General features: G+C 73.9%; 14 protein-coding genes. 5 read left to right on the top strand and 9 right to left on the bottom strand.

What is annotated here, in order from left to right; all coding sequences use genetic code 11:
• Nucleotides 1-9: 9 nt before the first annotated feature.
• Nucleotides 10-561, bottom strand: coding sequence for a DUF2165 domain-containing protein (locus tag IEZ17_RS06465; protein ID WP_229851953.1), 552 nt, complete (start codon nt 559-561; stop codon nt 10-12).
• A gap of 150 nt (nt 562-711) precedes the next feature.
• On the opposite strand from IEZ17_RS06465, the gene IEZ17_RS06460 reads away from it, so the two are divergent.
• The gene (locus IEZ17_RS06460; protein ID WP_189297314.1) at nt 712-1,800 is read left to right on the top strand and encodes a phosphatidylinositol-specific phospholipase C domain-containing protein; all 1,089 of its coding nucleotides are present in this window, start codon (nt 712-714) and stop codon (nt 1,798-1,800) included.
• Here IEZ17_RS06460 and IEZ17_RS06455 read toward each other — a convergent pair.
• The 7 genes from IEZ17_RS06455 to IEZ17_RS06425 all read right to left on the bottom strand — a co-directional run bounded on the left by IEZ17_RS06455 (nt 1,779) and on the right by IEZ17_RS06425 (nt 9,905).
• Nucleotides 1,779-2,831 carry a trypsin-like serine peptidase gene (locus IEZ17_RS06455; RefSeq protein ID WP_189297312.1) on the bottom strand — a complete coding sequence of 351 codons (1,053 nt, stop codon included), beginning with the start codon at nt 2,829-2,831 and terminating at the stop codon, nt 1,779-1,781. The genes IEZ17_RS06460 and IEZ17_RS06455 overlap by 22 nt on opposite strands.
• Nucleotides 2,832-3,067: 236 nt before the next feature.
• Nucleotides 3,068-4,000, bottom strand: a complete 933-nt coding sequence (locus IEZ17_RS06450) for a phosphatidylinositol-specific phospholipase C (RefSeq protein WP_189297311.1) — start codon at nt 3,998-4,000, stop codon at nt 3,068-3,070.
• A gap of 109 nt (nt 4,001-4,109) precedes the next feature.
• Nucleotides 4,110-5,072, bottom strand: a complete 963-nt coding sequence (gene egtD, locus IEZ17_RS06445; protein WP_189297310.1) for an L-histidine N(alpha)-methyltransferase — start codon at nt 5,070-5,072, stop codon at nt 4,110-4,112.
• The gene (gene egtC / locus IEZ17_RS06440) at nt 5,069-5,824 is read right to left on the bottom strand and encodes an ergothioneine biosynthesis protein EgtC (protein ID WP_189297309.1); all 756 of its coding nucleotides are present in this window, start codon (nt 5,822-5,824) and stop codon (nt 5,069-5,071) included. Before egtC ends, egtD begins: the two co-directional genes overlap by 4 nt.
• Nucleotides 5,824-7,149, bottom strand: a complete 1,326-nt coding sequence (gene egtB / locus IEZ17_RS06435; protein ID WP_189297308.1) for an ergothioneine biosynthesis protein EgtB — start codon at nt 7,147-7,149, stop codon at nt 5,824-5,826. The genes egtC and egtB overlap by 1 nt, the downstream gene beginning before the upstream one ends.
• Nucleotides 7,146-8,483 (bottom strand): ergothioneine biosynthesis glutamate--cysteine ligase EgtA, encoded by a 1,338-nt coding sequence (gene egtA / locus IEZ17_RS06430; RefSeq protein ID WP_189297307.1) that lies wholly within the window; start codon nt 8,481-8,483, stop codon nt 7,146-7,148. Before egtA ends, egtB begins: the two co-directional genes overlap by 4 nt.
• A gap of 210 nt (nt 8,484-8,693) precedes the next feature.
• A complete protein-coding gene (locus IEZ17_RS06425) occupies nt 8,694-9,905 on the bottom strand; it encodes a pyridoxal phosphate-dependent aminotransferase (RefSeq protein ID WP_189297306.1) in 1,212 nt (403 codons plus the stop codon).
• 112 nt (nt 9,906-10,017) lie between these two features.
• Between IEZ17_RS06425 and IEZ17_RS06420 the strand changes: the two genes are divergently transcribed.
• From IEZ17_RS06420 to IEZ17_RS06405, 4 genes are all read left to right on the top strand, one after another.
• Entirely contained in the window at nt 10,018-10,674 is a 657-nt protein-coding gene (locus tag IEZ17_RS06420; RefSeq protein WP_189297304.1) for a winged helix-turn-helix transcriptional regulator, read from the top strand.
• 38 nt (nt 10,675-10,712) lie between these two features.
• Nucleotides 10,713-11,195: a phosphatase domain-containing protein gene (locus IEZ17_RS06415; RefSeq protein ID WP_189297302.1), complete on the top strand. Its 483-nt coding sequence runs from the start codon at nt 10,713-10,715 to the stop codon at nt 11,193-11,195.
• Nucleotides 11,196-11,250: 55 nt separating this feature from the next.
• Nucleotides 11,251-12,201, top strand: coding sequence for an aminoglycoside phosphotransferase family protein (locus IEZ17_RS06410; protein ID WP_229851952.1), 951 nt, complete (start codon nt 11,251-11,253; stop codon nt 12,199-12,201).
• A gap of 65 nt (nt 12,202-12,266) precedes the next feature.
• Nucleotides 12,267-13,337 carry a glycosyl hydrolase family 18 protein gene (locus IEZ17_RS06405; protein ID WP_189297300.1) on the top strand — a complete coding sequence of 357 codons (1,071 nt, stop codon included), beginning with the start codon at nt 12,267-12,269 and terminating at the stop codon, nt 13,335-13,337.
• On the opposite strand, the gene IEZ17_RS06400 is transcribed toward IEZ17_RS06405, so the two are convergent.
• Nucleotides 13,275-14,168 carry a helix-turn-helix transcriptional regulator gene (locus IEZ17_RS06400; RefSeq protein WP_189297299.1) on the bottom strand — a complete coding sequence of 298 codons (894 nt, stop codon included), beginning with the start codon at nt 14,166-14,168 and terminating at the stop codon, nt 13,275-13,277. The genes IEZ17_RS06405 and IEZ17_RS06400 overlap by 63 nt on opposite strands.
• Between the last annotated feature and the right edge of the window lie 29 nt (nt 14,169-14,197).

Here is a 14,197-nt window from a genome sequence, read left to right as displayed (position 1 = left end):
CGCCGCCCGTCACGCGGGCGGCGCCTCCGCAGCCTCCCGCGGACGGCCCGCCGCACCCGGCAGATGGATCACCAGCAGCACGATCCCCGCCACGGTGAAGTTCCGCACCGCCGCCTCCACCCCGTTCCACTGCTTCGACTGCCACATCGAGAACCACTCGCCGCCGATCGCCAGGAACCCCGCCCCGAACAGCACCATCACCATCAGCAGCCCCGCGGTCGCCACCCGCCGGGCGCGGTCCACGCTGCCGCGGCGCGCCCCCACGACCCACAGCACCGTGGCGGTCACCAGGACCACCGCCGCCACCAACTCCCAGGCGATGATGGCCACATACGCCGCGTCCTGCACCGTGTGCGAGGTGATGGCCCGCCACATCAGATCGGGGTCATGGAAGGTGGTGTCCATCGCCAGGACATGCCGCACGTACTGCTGGTTCGTCCCGAAGTCCGTGATGTTCCCCAGGACGACCAGCGCGACATAGAGCGCGACCGTCCCCGTCAGCACGGCCGCCGCCGACGTCAGGCCCGTGCCCGCCGTCAGTATCTCCCCGCGTTCCTTCACCCGCACAACTCCTCCAGAACTTCACTCGGGCGGCCACCCGGCCGCATTCGTACCATTGTCCGTAATCGCGCCACCGCCGCGACCGGCAACTCCCGTACGCTGCATCCCGATCGGCCGAGGACATGACCGGATACCGGGAGAGCGGGGCTCATGGACAGCAAGCGGTGCGCAGGGACGGTGGCCGCCGCGGCGGCGGCGGTGATCGCGGCGGCCGGCCCGGCGGGCGCCGAACCCGCCGCCATGGCCACCTACGGCACCAGCACGTCGGTGGGCGTGCACAACGCCTACGAGAAGTCCAAGTACGCCTACTTCGCCGATGCGTTGGACTCCGGCGCCTCGCTCGTCGAGGTCGACGTCTGGACCAACGGCCTCGGCTCGTCCTGGCGGGTCTCGCACAGCAACCCCCTGGGGAGCAACAGCAATTGCGTCGGCGCCGGCAGCGCCGCCGAGCTGCGCACCGAGGTCCGCAACCAGGACTTCGCCGGCTGCCTCGCCGACCTGCGGGCCTGGCACGACGCCCACCCCGGCCACCGCCCGATCCTCGTCAAGGTCGAGATGAAGGACGGCTTCAACGCCAAGGGCGGCCGGGGCCCCGCCGAATTCGACGCGCTCGTACGGCAGAAGCTGGGCGACGCGGTCTACGGACCTGGTGACCTCACCGCGGGCCATGCCACGCCGGACGAGGCGGTCCGGGCCGGCGGCTGGCCGGCGCGCGCCGACCTCGCCGGCAGGTTCCTCTTCGAGCTGATACCGGGCACCGTCGAGGAGCACAACCCGCTCGACAGACTGTGGACCGACGTCGAATACGCCACCCACCTCAAGGACCTGGCCGCCCGGGGCGAGCTGGGCCGGTCCACCGCCTTCCCCGCCGTCCACGGAGCGGCCCCAGGCGACCCCCGCGACCGCTACGCCGACCCGGCCCTGCGCCCGTGGTTCGTGGTCTTCGACGGCGATGCCGCGACCTATCTGGACGGCACCATCGACACCGCCTGGTACGACACCCGCCACTACCTCCTCATCATGACCGACGCCCACAAGGTCCCGCCGGCCCTCGACCCCACCCACCCCACCGAGGCCGAGGCCCTGGCCCGGGTGCGTGAACTCGCCGCCGCCCACGCCAGTTTCGCCACCGCCGACTGGTACCCGCTCCCGTCGGTCCTGTCGACGGTGGTGCGGCGGGGGACCGCCTGGGCGGGCGGCCCGCCCGGCCCCGGCCGCTACGACGCGGCCCGGTGGTAGAGCGTTGCCACCGCGTCCCCGAACCGGCTGCTGTACGACGTCGCGTCGTCGCCGCCCTCGTCCAGGCCGCCGATCACCCCGATCAGGGAGCCGGTACCGGTGTCCGGATCGAGGTCGGTCAGCATCGGGCCACCGCTCGTACCGGTCGGGAATCCGGGGCAGGGGAAGCGGAGTTGGCCGGGACCCTGGGCGTCGGCGGTGTGCCGGCAGGTGAGTGGGGTGTCGCCGTCGCCGGGATAGCCGGTCAGCTGGGCGGGACGGCCGGGCGGTGCGTCGAACCGGATCCGCTCGGCCCCGGTGACGTCCTCGATCCGCCCGTCCGACCGCCCGTGCCGGCGTACCTGCACGAACGCCACATCGCGGTCCGGGTCCCGGTCGCTGATCCAGCGGGGGTCGACGACGACGCGGGTGGCCACCCACAGGCCGTACGGCGCGATCCCGTCGTGCAGACCGGGCGCGAAGACCAGCCGGGTGCGGAAACCGCCGTCGTACACGCAGTGCGCGGCGGTGGCGATGAGGTTCCCGGCGGGGGCGTCCACCACGCTCGCGGTGCAGTAGTGGGCCGGGTCGCCGTCGTCACCGGGGGAGAAGAGCGCGCCGATCGGCGGCGCGGGGGCCGTCGGGGCCGCCGTCAGAGGCCGGGAGGCGGGCAGCGGTGCCGGGCTGCCGGCGGCGCGGCGCACGCCGGCCACCGGCGGTCCGGGACGCTCCTTGTACGGCCCGGCCAGGACCGCGGCGGCGGCCTGGTCGCCGGCGGAACGCGAAGCGGTGTACGTCCCCGTGGCCGGGTTCCCGGGCGCCACGAACGGATCGCGCCGGTCGGCTCCCAGCGCCAGTGCCGCACCGCCCGCGGCGACCGTCAGCAGCCCGAGCGCCAGGGTCGCCCGCAGCGGCACGCCGGCGCGGGAGTGTCCCGTACGGATGCGCCGGGCCGGCCGCGGCCACTCGGGCGGGGCGGGTCTGCCCGACGGTTCGGCCGCCCGGTGCGCGTCCTGTGCCGCCGTCGTGGGCCCGCGATCGCTCGTCTCCACCTGGTGTCGCCTCGTTGCATCAGCCGGGGGCGCCGTGTCGTCAGGGGGAGGGCGCCGCCGGATCCAGACATTTCAACCAGTCTGATGCACGGCGGCCCGAGGTGGTTCGGTCCCGGCGGCGGATCATGTGGATCGTCACGTTCCGCGGTGCCGGGACCGCTTGCCGGGACGCCCGGGACGTCCGCATTCCGGTGGTTCCGGGGTCGCGGTGCGGACGCTGCCGCCGGTTCCGTGGGCTAGCCCACGAGGGTGATGCCCCGGCCCGCCAGGTTGTGCCGGATCAGCGTGTCCGCCAGCCCGAACTCGTTGGGGAAGTCCATCGGGACGATGCCCAGCCCTCGCCAGCTGCTGCCCTCCGCGCTCTCCAGCAGGGTCTTGACCTGCGGGTTGAGCCGGTCGGCGTTGGAACGGGGCGGCAGCAGGGCGGCGGTGCTGACGTAGTTGACGAACAGCTTCCCGGGCCGGGCGACGGCCTTGCGGAACTGCGCCTCGATCTTGGGCCACTTCCCGAACGGCTCGGTCATGTAGTCGTCCTGGATGTCGAAGAGCTGCGGGTCGGCGTACCGGACGCCGCCCAGCCCGTCGGAGTCGGCCAGCAGGACGACCCGGCCGCGGGCCTGGCCCAGCGTCGGCAGGCCGGGCTCCAGCCGGAACAGCGGGCGGTAGCCCTTGGCGTCCAGATAGATTCCGAAGATCCGGCGGAACTCCTCGGCGGAGACCTCCGAGTACTCCTGCTTGACCCGCATCAGCACCGTTTCGGAGGGGTGCGCTGTGAGGAACGTCCGGCAGGAGTCGAGGACGTCGCCGAACATCAGCTCCTGGTAGAAGGCGCCGTGGTGGATCGCGAAGACGTCGTCGACGGCCCGGCAGCGGACGTCCAGGAACCGTATGCCGCTTGCCAGTTGGGCGTCGACGGTGGTGTTCTGGCAGGCGACCCACGGGCCGCCGTGGCGGGCGCCGGAGTCATGGGTGCCGGGGACGGTCAGCCGCTGGACGGGGGTGGCGTCGCCGAGCGCCGACATCCAGTCCTGTACGGAGAGCGTGCGGCGGCGACTGTGTTTCCGGGGCGCCGCCGCTGCCGTGAACTGCCCGCTGCCGGCGCCCGCCAGCACCCCGGCGGCGGACAGCCCCGCCGCGCCCCTGAGGAAACCCCGCCGATCCAGCCCCATGCCCCTGCCCCTCCGCCGAGTCCGTGTGCGACCGACCGCGCGCCCTGGAGCGCACGAACACACGATCGGGGCATCGAATCACATCGACGGAGGGCGGGGCAGCCGGATGTCAGTTCCGGACCGCGAGGGACAGTGCGAACCGGCCCGCGCTGTCCGTCCACCACTCCGTCAACTCCAGGCCGGCGGAGTGGAGTTCGGCCTGCACCCGGTCCTTCCGGAACTTCGCCGAGACCTCGGTCCGGACCTCCTCGCCGGCCGCGAACGGCACGGCCAGATCGATCCCCGGGATCTTCACGGTCAGTTCCTCGCGGGCCCGCAGTCGCATCTCGATCCATTCGCACTCCGGGTTCCAGAGCGCGACATGGTCGAAGTCCGCCGGGTCGAAGTCGCCGCCCAGCTCCCGGTTGATGACCTCCAGGACGTTCTTGTTGAAGGCGGCGGTCACCCCGCGCGCGTCGTCGTACGCGGCGACCAGCGTGGCCTCGTCCTTGACCAGGTCGGTGCCCAGCAGCAGGGCGTCGCCGGGGGAGAGCAGGTCGTGGACGGAGCGCAGGAAGTCCGCGCGCTCGTCCGGGAGCAGGTTGCCGATGGTGCCGCCGAGGAAGGCCAGCAGCCGGGGGCCGGGCGTCGGCGGCAGCGCGATGCCCTGCTGGAAGTCGGCGACCAGCGCGTGCACGGTGAGGCCCGGGTGCTCGGCGAGCAGTGCCTCGCCGGCCGCTCGCAGCGCCGACTCGCTGACGTCGATGGGGAGATAGGTGTCCAGATCGGTCAGTGCCCGCAGCAGATGGCGGGTCTTGTCGGACGAGCCGGAGCCCAGTTCGATGAGGGTGCGGGCGCGGGTGGCCGCGGCGATCCGGTCGGCGACGGCGAGCAGGATCTCGCGTTCGGCGCGGGTGGGGTAGTACTCGGGGAGCGTGGTGATCTCGTCGAACAGCTCGCTGCCGCGGGCGTCGTAGAACCACTTGGGCGGGAGCTGCTTGGGCGTGCCGGCCAGCCCTTGGGAGACGTCGGCGCGGAGCGCGGCGGCGGTGGCATCGGCGGGGAGGGTGCGGGTGATGCTGAGGGGGCTCACGTTGCGGGCTCCTTGAGCGGGGTGAGGTGGACGCCGGTGCGGGTGGCGCACAGCAGCGTGCGGTCGGGGACCTCGGTCCAGTGGGGGGAATCGTCGTAGGGCTCGGAGGCGACGACCCGGCCGCCGCCGGGAACGGCCAGGTGGCACAGGGTGTCGCCCCACGAGGTGGCGGCGATGGCGGTGCCGTCGGTCAGCAGCAGGTTGAGCCGGGAGCCGGGCGCGGCCCGCGCCACCGCCCGGACGGTGCCGGCCAGCGCCTCGCCCACGTCGTCGCCGAGCGCCAGCCGGTGCCGGACCAGCGCCCACAGGAACGCGGTGTCGCAGCGCGCCTGGAGGCGGAGCAGCTCCACGGCCGGCAGCTCGGCCGCCAGCGGGGCGAGCGTGTCCGGCCAGCCGGCCACCGCGCCGTTGTGGCTGAAGAGAAACCGGTCCGCGGCGAACGGCGCGGCTGCCGCCTCGGCGTCCGCGCCGGCCACGGTCGCGTCCCGTACGGCGGCGAGCAGCGCGCCGGTGCGGACCACCCGGGCCAGGTCCGGCAGCTGCTCGTCGGCCCAGATCGGCCCGGCCCGGCGGTAGCGGGCGGGAAGGGGGTCGCCGGGCGCGTACCAGCCGACGCCGAAGCCGTCCGCGTTGACCGTGCCGTGCCGCTGGCGGCGCGGCGCCCAGGACTGCCGGTAGAGCCCGTTCGGCGGTGCCAGCACGATCTGGCCGAACGGTATCTCCGGTCCCAGATACGCCATATGACGGCACATCAGAGAGTGCTCGGGGCGTCGGGGCCGGCGTCCCGGGCGGTGCGGAACCCGGCGAAGATCTGCCGCCGGATCGGCAGGTCCCAGTTGCGGAAGGTGCCCCGGCAGGCCACCGGGTCGACCGCGAAGGATCCGCCGCGCAGCACCTTGTACGCGCTGCCGAAGAACACCTCCGAGTACTCCCGGTAGGGGAAGGCCGCGAAGCCGGGGTAGGGGAGGAAGTCGCTCGCCGTCCACTCCCACACATCGCCGATCAACTGGTGTACGCCGAGCGGCGACTGGCCTTCCGGGTAGCTGCCCACCGGGGCCGGGCGCAGATGCCGCTGGCCGAGGTTGGCGTGCACCGGGGTCGGATCCTCGTCGCCCCACGGGTAGCGCATCGCCCGCCCGGTCGCCGGGTCGTGCCGGGCCGCCTTCTCCCATTCGGCCTCGGTGGGCAGCCGGCGTCCGGCCCAGCGCGCATAGGCGTCCGCCTCGTACCAACTGACGTGCAGCACCGGCTCGTCCGGCGGCACCGGCTCGGTCACCCCGAACCGGCGGCGCAGCCACTGGTTGCCCTCGCGCCGCCAGAACAGCGGGGCCCGCAGCCGGTGTTCGCGCACCTGCGCCCAGCCCTCCGGGGCCCACCAGCGCGGGTCCTCGTAGCCGCCGTCCTCGATGAAACGCTGGTAGGCGCCGTTGCCGACCGGGGCGGTGTCGAGCAGGAAGGCGGCCACCTCCCGGCGGTGCGCGGGCCGCTCGTTGTCCAGCGCCCAGGGCTCCGTGGAGGTGCCCATGGTGAACGGCCCGCCGGGTATGAGGACTTCGGACGGCAGCGAGATGCCGGGGGCCGCCGGGGGCTCCGGCGCGGTGAGCACGGCGGGCCCCTGACGGAGCTGATGAGTGATCAGCATCGTCTCGTCGTGCTGCTGTTCATGCTGCGCGATCATCCCGAAGGCGAAGCCGGAGTCCAGCAGCGGTCCGCCGTGCAGCGGGGTGCGCTCCAGGATGTCCAGCACCCGGCCGCGGACCTCGGCGACATAGCCGTGCGCCTCGGCGGGTCCCAGCAGCGGCAAGGTGGGGCGCTCGGCGCGCGGATGCTCGAAGGCGTCGTAGACCGAGTCGATGTCCGGGCGGAGCGCGTCCCGGCCGCCGACGGTGCGCAGCAGCCACTGCTCCTCTTGGTTGCCGATGTGGGCCAGGTCCCACACCAGCGGGGACATCAACGGGGAGTGCTGGGCGACGAGCTCGGGGTCCTCGACGCAGGTGGTCAGCAGGCGGGTGCGGTCGCGGGCGGCGAGCAGTGCCGCCGCCGCGCGCTCCCGGAGCGACTCGGAATCGGTGGTCACTGGCTGTCCTTCCCAAGGGCGAGACGGCTCTCGGCCGCGGTGCCGGGGGCACCGTCGTCGGCGTAGCCGTGGTCGGTAGGGCCGGTGGCGTCCGCGGCGTGGAGCGCGTCGAGATGGTCGTCCGCGGGGCACCGGCCGCGCGCCACGTAGCGCTCGGTGAACTCCGCGACCGCCGCGCGGACGCCGGCCGGGGCGCCCAGCCGGGGCAGCGCCTCCTGCGCCGCGGTGAAACAGGCCACCGCGGCGGTGTGCAGCTCGGGGTCGGTCAGCGCGCCCCGGGCCGCCCGCCGCCACAGCGGATTCCGCGGCGCGGGATGCGAACCCGCCGTCTCCGCGAGGGGTTTGACGATCCGGTAGGCGTGCTCGGACGCCTCCGGATCGTCGAACAGCGCCGCCGTGACGGCCAGCGGCACCATCCACCCGGCGTCGCCCGGCTGCGCGTCGATCATGCGCAGCTCCAGATGGCCGCGCGGCCGGACGGGCGGGAAGAGGGTGGTGACGTGGTAGTCGAGATCCTCCCGGGTCGGGGGCCGGGGCACGCCGGTGCGGATCCACTTGCGGAAGGTGAGGCCCTCCGGCGCGTCCCAGGGGCCGTCCGCGCTGCGGATGCACATCACCGGGGCGTCCAGCACATAGCGGGCCCACGCGGCGCGCGGGTCGGGACCCAGCGGCGGGGCGAGCGTCCGGCCCGGGTCGAGCTGCGACCAGACGACCTGGCGGGTGGTGCGGAAGCCGGTCGGGCACCCCTCGCTGACCGGCGAGTTGGCGAACGCGGCGGACAGCACCGCGCCCAGCAGATGCGCCAGCACCCACCGCCGGCCGAGCCCCAGCGGACCCGGCTCCTCGTACCCGGCGTCGACGCAGACCTGTACGGACGCGGTGGCGCACATCATGGAGCGCCCGGCCGGTCCCCAGCGGTCGAGATACGCCTCCATGGCGTCATAGCGCGGTTCGTTGAGGATCCGCCGGGGGGAGTGCCACGGATTGTGGCCATGGCCCGCGATGCCGAGGCCCAGGCCCCGCATCGTGGGCCGGACCTGTGCCAGATCGTCCGTGACGGACGCGACGCAGGCGCTGAGCGAGGTGGCGGGCAGCGAGCTGAGCTCCAGCTGGCCGCCGGGTTCGAAGCTGAGGGAGGAATGGAGGGGCAGGGCGCGCAGCGCGGCTGCCGCGGCGCGCATCCGGGACGGTTCGACCGGACATCGGGGGTTGCGCGCGTCATGGACCAGGAACTCGATCTCGACCCCGATGCGGCGCGGTGGTCCCGTTTTGAAACATATCCCGTGCAGGTGAGCCTCAAGTTCCGCTTCCGACGCTGCCGGCCGTACACGCATGGCTTCCTTCTCCCCTCCGGGGCGGCGGCTGGATTGCCGCCCTCCACCTAAGCCCCTGCGGGCGATGCGCTCAAGAGCGCCTACCGGTCGCCGGTGGCCCCGGTCCTGGGACCGGCCTGGTGAAGCGGGGGTTGGGCACGAAGAAACCCGTACGCCCGTTCGGGTGTCATGCGACCGCCGCCGGGAGGGCGACGGCCGCCCGCCCCGCGGTTACTGCCGGTACCCCGCCAGGAAGCGCCCGATCCGGCTGATCGCCGCGTCGAGGTCGTCCGCGTGCGGCAGGGTGAGGATCCGGAAGTGGTCCGGGCGCGGCCAGCTGAAGCCGGTGCCCTGGACGACCTGGATCTTCTCCCGCAGCAGCAGGTCGAGCACGAACTTCTCGTCGTCGTGGATCTTGTGCACGGCGGGGTCGAGGCGCGGGAACGCGTAGAGCGCGCCCCTGGGCTTCACGCAGGAGACGCCCGGGATCTCGTTCAGCCGCTCCCAGGCCCGGTCGCGCTGCTCGCGCAGCCGGCCGCCCGGCAGCACCAGGTCCCGGATGCTCTGCCGGCCGCCGAGCGCCGCCTGGATCGCGTACTGCGCCGGGGCGTTCGGACACAGCCGCATCGAGGCGAGGGTGCCCAGCCCCTCCAGATAGTCCGCGGCGTGCTCCTTGGGCCCGGAGACGACCAGCCAGCCGGAGCGGAACCCGGCCACCCGGTAGGACTTGGACAGCCCGCTGAAGGTCAGGCACACCAGGTCGGGTGCGAGGACGGCGGCGTGGTGGTGGACCTCGTCGTCGTACAGGATCCGGTCGTAGATCTCGTCCGCGAAGACCATCAGGTGGTGGCGGCGGGCCAGATCGAGCATGCCCTCCAGCAGCTCCCGCGGATAGACGGCGCCCGTCGGGTTGTTGGGGTTGATGATGACCATCGCCCGGGTCCGGTCGGTGATCTTCGAGGCGAGGTCGTCGAGGTCCGGCAGCCAGTCGGCGGACTCGTCGCAGAGGTAGTGCACCGCCTTGCCGCCGGCAAGGGTGGTGACCGCTGTCCAGAGGGGGAAGTCCGGCGCCGGGATCAGCACCTCGTCGCCGTCGTCGAGCAGCGCCTGGACGGCCATGGAGACCAGCTCCGAGACGCCGTTGCCGAGATAGACGTCATCGACGTCCACGTCCGGCAGCCCGGCGTCCTGATAGCGCTGGGCGACCGCCCGCCGGGCCGAGAGGATGCCGCGGGAATCCGTGTAGCCGTGTGCGCGGGAGAGGTTGCGCATCATGTCCTGGAGGATCTCTTCGGGGCATTCGAAGCCGAACAGCGCCGGATTGCCGGTGTTCAGCCGCAGCACGCTGTGGCCCGCCTCCTCCAGCGCGTTGGCGTGCTCGATCACCGGCCCGCGGATCTCGTAGCAGACGTCGGCCATCTTGCTGGACTGCTTGAACTGCATGCGGCGGCCTCCCGGTCTCTCGCCCGCCGCGTGGTGCGGCAGTGGTCGACACCGTACTTGGTTTTCCCAACTTTGAACTTGGAAAATCCAACCACATGTCTATCCTGGTGTCATGCCGCGCCGAAGCTATGACCAGTACTGCGCCATCGCCCGAGCCCTGGACGCCGTCGGCGACCGCTGGACTCTGCTGATCGTCCGGGAGCTCCTGGGCGGCTCCCGGCGCTACACGGACCTGCACGCCGACCTGCCCGGGGTCAGCACCGACATGCTCGCCTCCCGCCTCAAGGACATGGAGCGCGACGGCCTGCTCACCCGCCGCCGCCTCCCGCCGCCCGGCGCCGCCTACGTCTACGAACTCACCGCGCGCGGGCACGCCCTGCTCCCGGCCCTGACCGCCCTCGCCGACTGGGGCGCCCCCGCCCTCGGCGAGCAGCGCCCCACGGACGCGGTCCGCGCCCACTGGTTCGCCGTGCCGCTCATGGCGCGGCTGGCCCGGCACTTCGCGGACGGCGCGGTGCGCGTCATCGACGTCGCCCTGGACGAAGGCGCGTTCCACATCACCCTCGGCCCCCGCGGTGAGGAAGGGGAGCCCGCCACCCCCGCCTACGCCGACGGACCCGCCGAACTCCCCGACGTCCGCCTCGCCTTGGACGCCGCGACGTGCGCCGCCCTCGCGTACGATCGGCTCTCGCTCGCACAGGCCATCGACACCGGCCGTATCGCGCTCACGCACCCCGAAGGCCGGCCCGCGCCCGCACCGCTCGCCTGAGCCCTCGCCCCCTTCCCCCTCTGGAGGACGACCCCTTCATGACGACGCGCCCCCTGGCGGTCTTCGACCTGGACGGCACCCTCGCCGACAGCAGCCACCGGCAGCACCTGCTGCGCCGCAGGCCGCGCGACTGGACCGCCTTCTTCGCCGCCGCCACCGAGGACCCGCCCCTCCCCGAAGGCGTCGCCCTGGCCCTGCGCAGCACCGAGGACTGCGAGGTCGTCTACCTCACCGGCCGCCCCGAGCGCTGCCGCCGCGACACCCTCGCCTGGCTCGCCCGGCACGGCCTGCCCGAGGGCACGCTGTGGATGCGCCCCGACCGGGACCGCCGCCCGGCCCGGCAGACCAAGCTGGAAATCCTGCGCCGGATGGCCCGCGACCGTGAGATACGCCATCTCGTCGACGACGACGAACTGGTCTGCGACGCCTGTGAGGAGGCCGGCTTCCGGGTCGTCCGCGCGCGCTGGGCACCCCCGTCCGCGACGCTCCGGGAAGCCCAGCAGCGGTCCGGGCGGACCTGATGCCGGGGCCGGTCCCCTCCTTGCCCCGGCCCGCCGCGCCTGCCACCGTCAGGTGATGCGGCCGAACGGCGGACACCACCCCCAGCGGCGCCGGCCCGCTCGACAACACCCGCCACCGGACGCCCCGTTGGACCCGGCCCGCGAGCCGACCGGGGCCGTCCGGTGGAGCACCCATGACGTCGCCCTGCACCCCGACCGGGTCGTCAAACGCTTCCGGGTCGAGGAGGGGCCCGGCCCCTACGTACGCGAACGACGCGCGCTGACCCTGCTCGCCGGGCGCGCCCCCGGTGTGGCCCCCGTCCTGCTCGGCGCCCACGACCCGGTGGCTGCCGCCGACCCGCCGGCCCTGGAGATGTCCCGGCTCCCCGGCGTCCCGCTGCGCGGAAACCCGCTCGGGGAGCGGCAGTTGACCGCCTGGGCGCAGGCCGTGCGCACCGTCCACAGCGCGCTCCCGTCCGCCGAACTGGCGCGGCTGCCGCTGCGCCACGGCCACGAGCGGGAGACCGTCCGGCGGGTGCGCGCCTGGTATGCCCGGCTGCCGGACCGGCGGGCGGCCCCGGCCGTCCGCCGGGCGCTGCGGGCCGGAGCGGAGTGGCTCGATGGCTCCGGGCTCGGCGCGCCGGACGCGCCGCCCGGCATCCCGCCGGACGTCCCGGCCGTGTTCGGGGCCGGCGACGGCAACTCCGCCAACTACCTCTGGGACGGCCACCGCGTCCGGGTCGTCGACTTCGAGGAGTCCGGCCGCAGTGACCGGGCCTACGAGCTCGCCGAGATCGTCGAGCATGTCGCCTCCTGGGTGCCGTGCCCGTTCGATGCCGCCGCGTTCCTGCACCGCTTCCCGCTGACCCCCGCCGAGGCGGCCCGTCTCCGGGACTGCCGGACCCTGCTGGCGTTGGTCTGGGTCTTCCTGCTCGCGGACGACGACCCCGCGCACCCGAGGAACCCTCCCGGCACCGCCGAGCGGCAGGCCCGGCGGCTGCGGCGGCTGCTCGACGACGGGGCGTAGTCCGCGGCCCTCCGTTCGGGCGCGCTGATGGGGCGTCAGCGGGCGGGGCGGGTGAGGCTCGGGGCATGGAGCGAGCGTGGTGGGTGCGGGGGCGGGCCGGCGGTGCGGTGCTGCTGGCCGTGGCGCTGGTGGCGGGAGCGGTGCCGGCGGGCGGGGCGGTCCCGGCGCCCGGGCGGCGGCGGGTGATGTCGGCGTGGCTGCCGTTCTGGGGCGATGTCGACGGCGCCTACCGGGACGCGGTGGCACACGCCGGGCAGCTGCACACCGTGAGCCCCTTCTGGTACGAGACGACCTCGGAGCGCGCGGTCACCGGCCGGACCGGGGCGGTCCGGGCGGACCGGGTGGCGGGGCTGCACCGGGCCGGGATCGCCGTGGTGCCGACGGTGACCGAGACGCTGGACGCCGCGGCGATGGGGGAGTTGCTGCACGATCCGGTGCGGCGGCGGACCCATGCCGACGCGCTCGCGGCCGTGGCGGCGAGCCAGGGCTACGACGGCATCGACCTGGACTACGAGACGATGGCGGTGACCGGGGACGCGGCGGCCCGGGACCGGGTGCGGAGCGGCTACACCGCGCTGGTGGGCGAGGTGTGCACGCGGCTGCACCGCACCGGCAGGCGCTGCGTGGTGACGGTGATGCCGCAGGTCCGCGGGGCCGGCGCGGCCTTCGACTACCGGCGGCTGGGTGCGCTCGCCGACACCGTCCGCATCATGGGCTACGACCTGCACTGGTCGATGGGGGAGCCGGGCCCGCTGTCCTCGAAGGACTGGTACGAGGAGATCCTGCGCCAGGCCACGGCCACCGTGCCCCGGGACCGGATCGAGCTGGCCTTCCCCGGCTACGGGTGGGACTGGGTGCCGGGCAGCGGCCGGCGGGCCGGGCATGTGACGTGGAAGGAGGCCGAGGCGCTGCGCGAGCGGGTGGGGGCCGCGTACTGCTTCGACGAAGCGTCGGGCACCCCGCATTTCCGCTATGTGAAGGACGGCGAGGAGCACCAGGTCTGGTACCAGGACGCGCGCGGCGTGCGCGACCAGTTGCCGCTGCCGGCGAAGTACGGGGTGCGCGGGATCGGGCTATGGGCGCTCGGGTTCGAGGACCCGGGCGTCTGGGCGGCGTTCCGCGGCGAGCAGGCGTAGCGCGGCCTCGGACGGGGAGCCCTCCTCGGCGGTGTACATCAGCACACCCTGGCCGGAGCCGTCCGGGGTCTGCATCATCTCGAAGTCCAGCGTCAGCGCGCCGACCAGCGGATGGTGGAAGCGCTTGGTGCCGAAGGTGCAGTTGCTGACGGCGTGGCGCGGCCAGAGCGTGCTGAATTCGGTGCTCTTCATGGACAACTCGCCGATGAGCTCCGTCAGTTGCGGGTCGTCGGGGAACTTCCCCGCGGCCACCCGCAGGGCGGCGACGGCGCGGCGGGCCTCCTCGTCGCGTTCCGGGTAGAGCTCGCGGGTGTGCGGGTCGAGGAAGAACAGCCGCTGGGTGTTGGGGCGGGCCGGCGGGTGGGCGGGGCTGTCGAAGTCGAGGTGGCCGGCGAGCAGCGTGTGGCCGAGGCGGTTCCAGGCCAGCACCTCGAAGCGCGGGCCGAGGGCCACCGCGGGGACTCCGTCGAGGGCGGCGAGCAGTCGCCGGACGCCGGGCCGGGCCTTGTCGTGGCGTACCGCGGGGCGGCGGCGGGCCTGCGGCGGGCGGGACAGCTGGCGCAGATGGGCGCGCTCGTCGGGGCCCAGCCGGAGAGCGCGGGCCAGCGCGTCGAGCACTCCCTCGGAGGCGTTGTGGCTCTGACCCTGTTCGAGGCGGGTGTAGTAGGCCACGCTGACGCCGGCCAGCTGGGCCAGTTCCTCGCGCCGCAGGCCGGGGACCCGGCGGCGCGCCCCGTAGGAGACCAGGCCGACGTCCTCCGGCTGGAGCCGGGCGCGGCGGGTGCGCAGAAAGTCCCCCAGCTCGGTGGGGCCGGTGGCGGATGAGTCCATACCGGCCAGTCTCCGCCATCGGCCGGCGG

The sequence above is a fragment of the Streptomyces albospinus genome (assembly GCF_014648695.1).
Taxonomy (GTDB): domain Bacteria; phylum Actinomycetota; class Actinomycetes; order Streptomycetales; family Streptomycetaceae; genus Streptomyces; species Streptomyces albospinus.
Note: the sequence above shows the minus strand (reverse complement) of the source record. Positions and strands in the feature narration are given on the sequence as shown.

Excerpts from the sequence above, each read along its gene's own strand:
- IEZ17_RS06460 (WP_189297314.1), top strand. The coding sequence starts at position 712 with ATGGACAGCAAGCGGTGCGCAGGGACGGTGGCCGCCGCGGCGGCGGCG.
- IEZ17_RS06450 (WP_189297311.1), bottom strand. The coding sequence starts at position 4,000 with ATGGGGCTGGATCGGCGGGGTTTCCTCAGGGGCGCGGCGGGGCTGTCC.
- egtC (WP_189297309.1), bottom strand. The coding sequence starts at position 5,824 with ATGTGCCGTCATATGGCGTATCTGGGACCGGAGATACCGTTCGGCCAG.
- egtA (WP_189297307.1), bottom strand. The coding sequence starts at position 8,483 with ATGCGTGTACGGCCGGCAGCGTCGGAAGCGGAACTTGAGGCTCACCTG.
- IEZ17_RS06425 (WP_189297306.1), bottom strand. The coding sequence starts at position 9,905 with ATGCAGTTCAAGCAGTCCAGCAAGATGGCCGACGTCTGCTACGAGATC.
- IEZ17_RS06420 (WP_189297304.1), top strand. The coding sequence starts at position 10,018 with ATGCCGCGCCGAAGCTATGACCAGTACTGCGCCATCGCCCGAGCCCTG.
- IEZ17_RS06415 (WP_189297302.1), top strand. The coding sequence starts at position 10,713 with ATGACGACGCGCCCCCTGGCGGTCTTCGACCTGGACGGCACCCTCGCC.
- IEZ17_RS06410 (WP_229851952.1), top strand. The coding sequence starts at position 11,251 with ATGCGGCCGAACGGCGGACACCACCCCCAGCGGCGCCGGCCCGCTCGA.
- IEZ17_RS06405 (WP_189297300.1), top strand. The coding sequence starts at position 12,267 with ATGGAGCGAGCGTGGTGGGTGCGGGGGCGGGCCGGCGGTGCGGTGCTG.
- IEZ17_RS06400 (WP_189297299.1), bottom strand. The coding sequence starts at position 14,168 with ATGGACTCATCCGCCACCGGCCCCACCGAGCTGGGGGACTTTCTGCGC.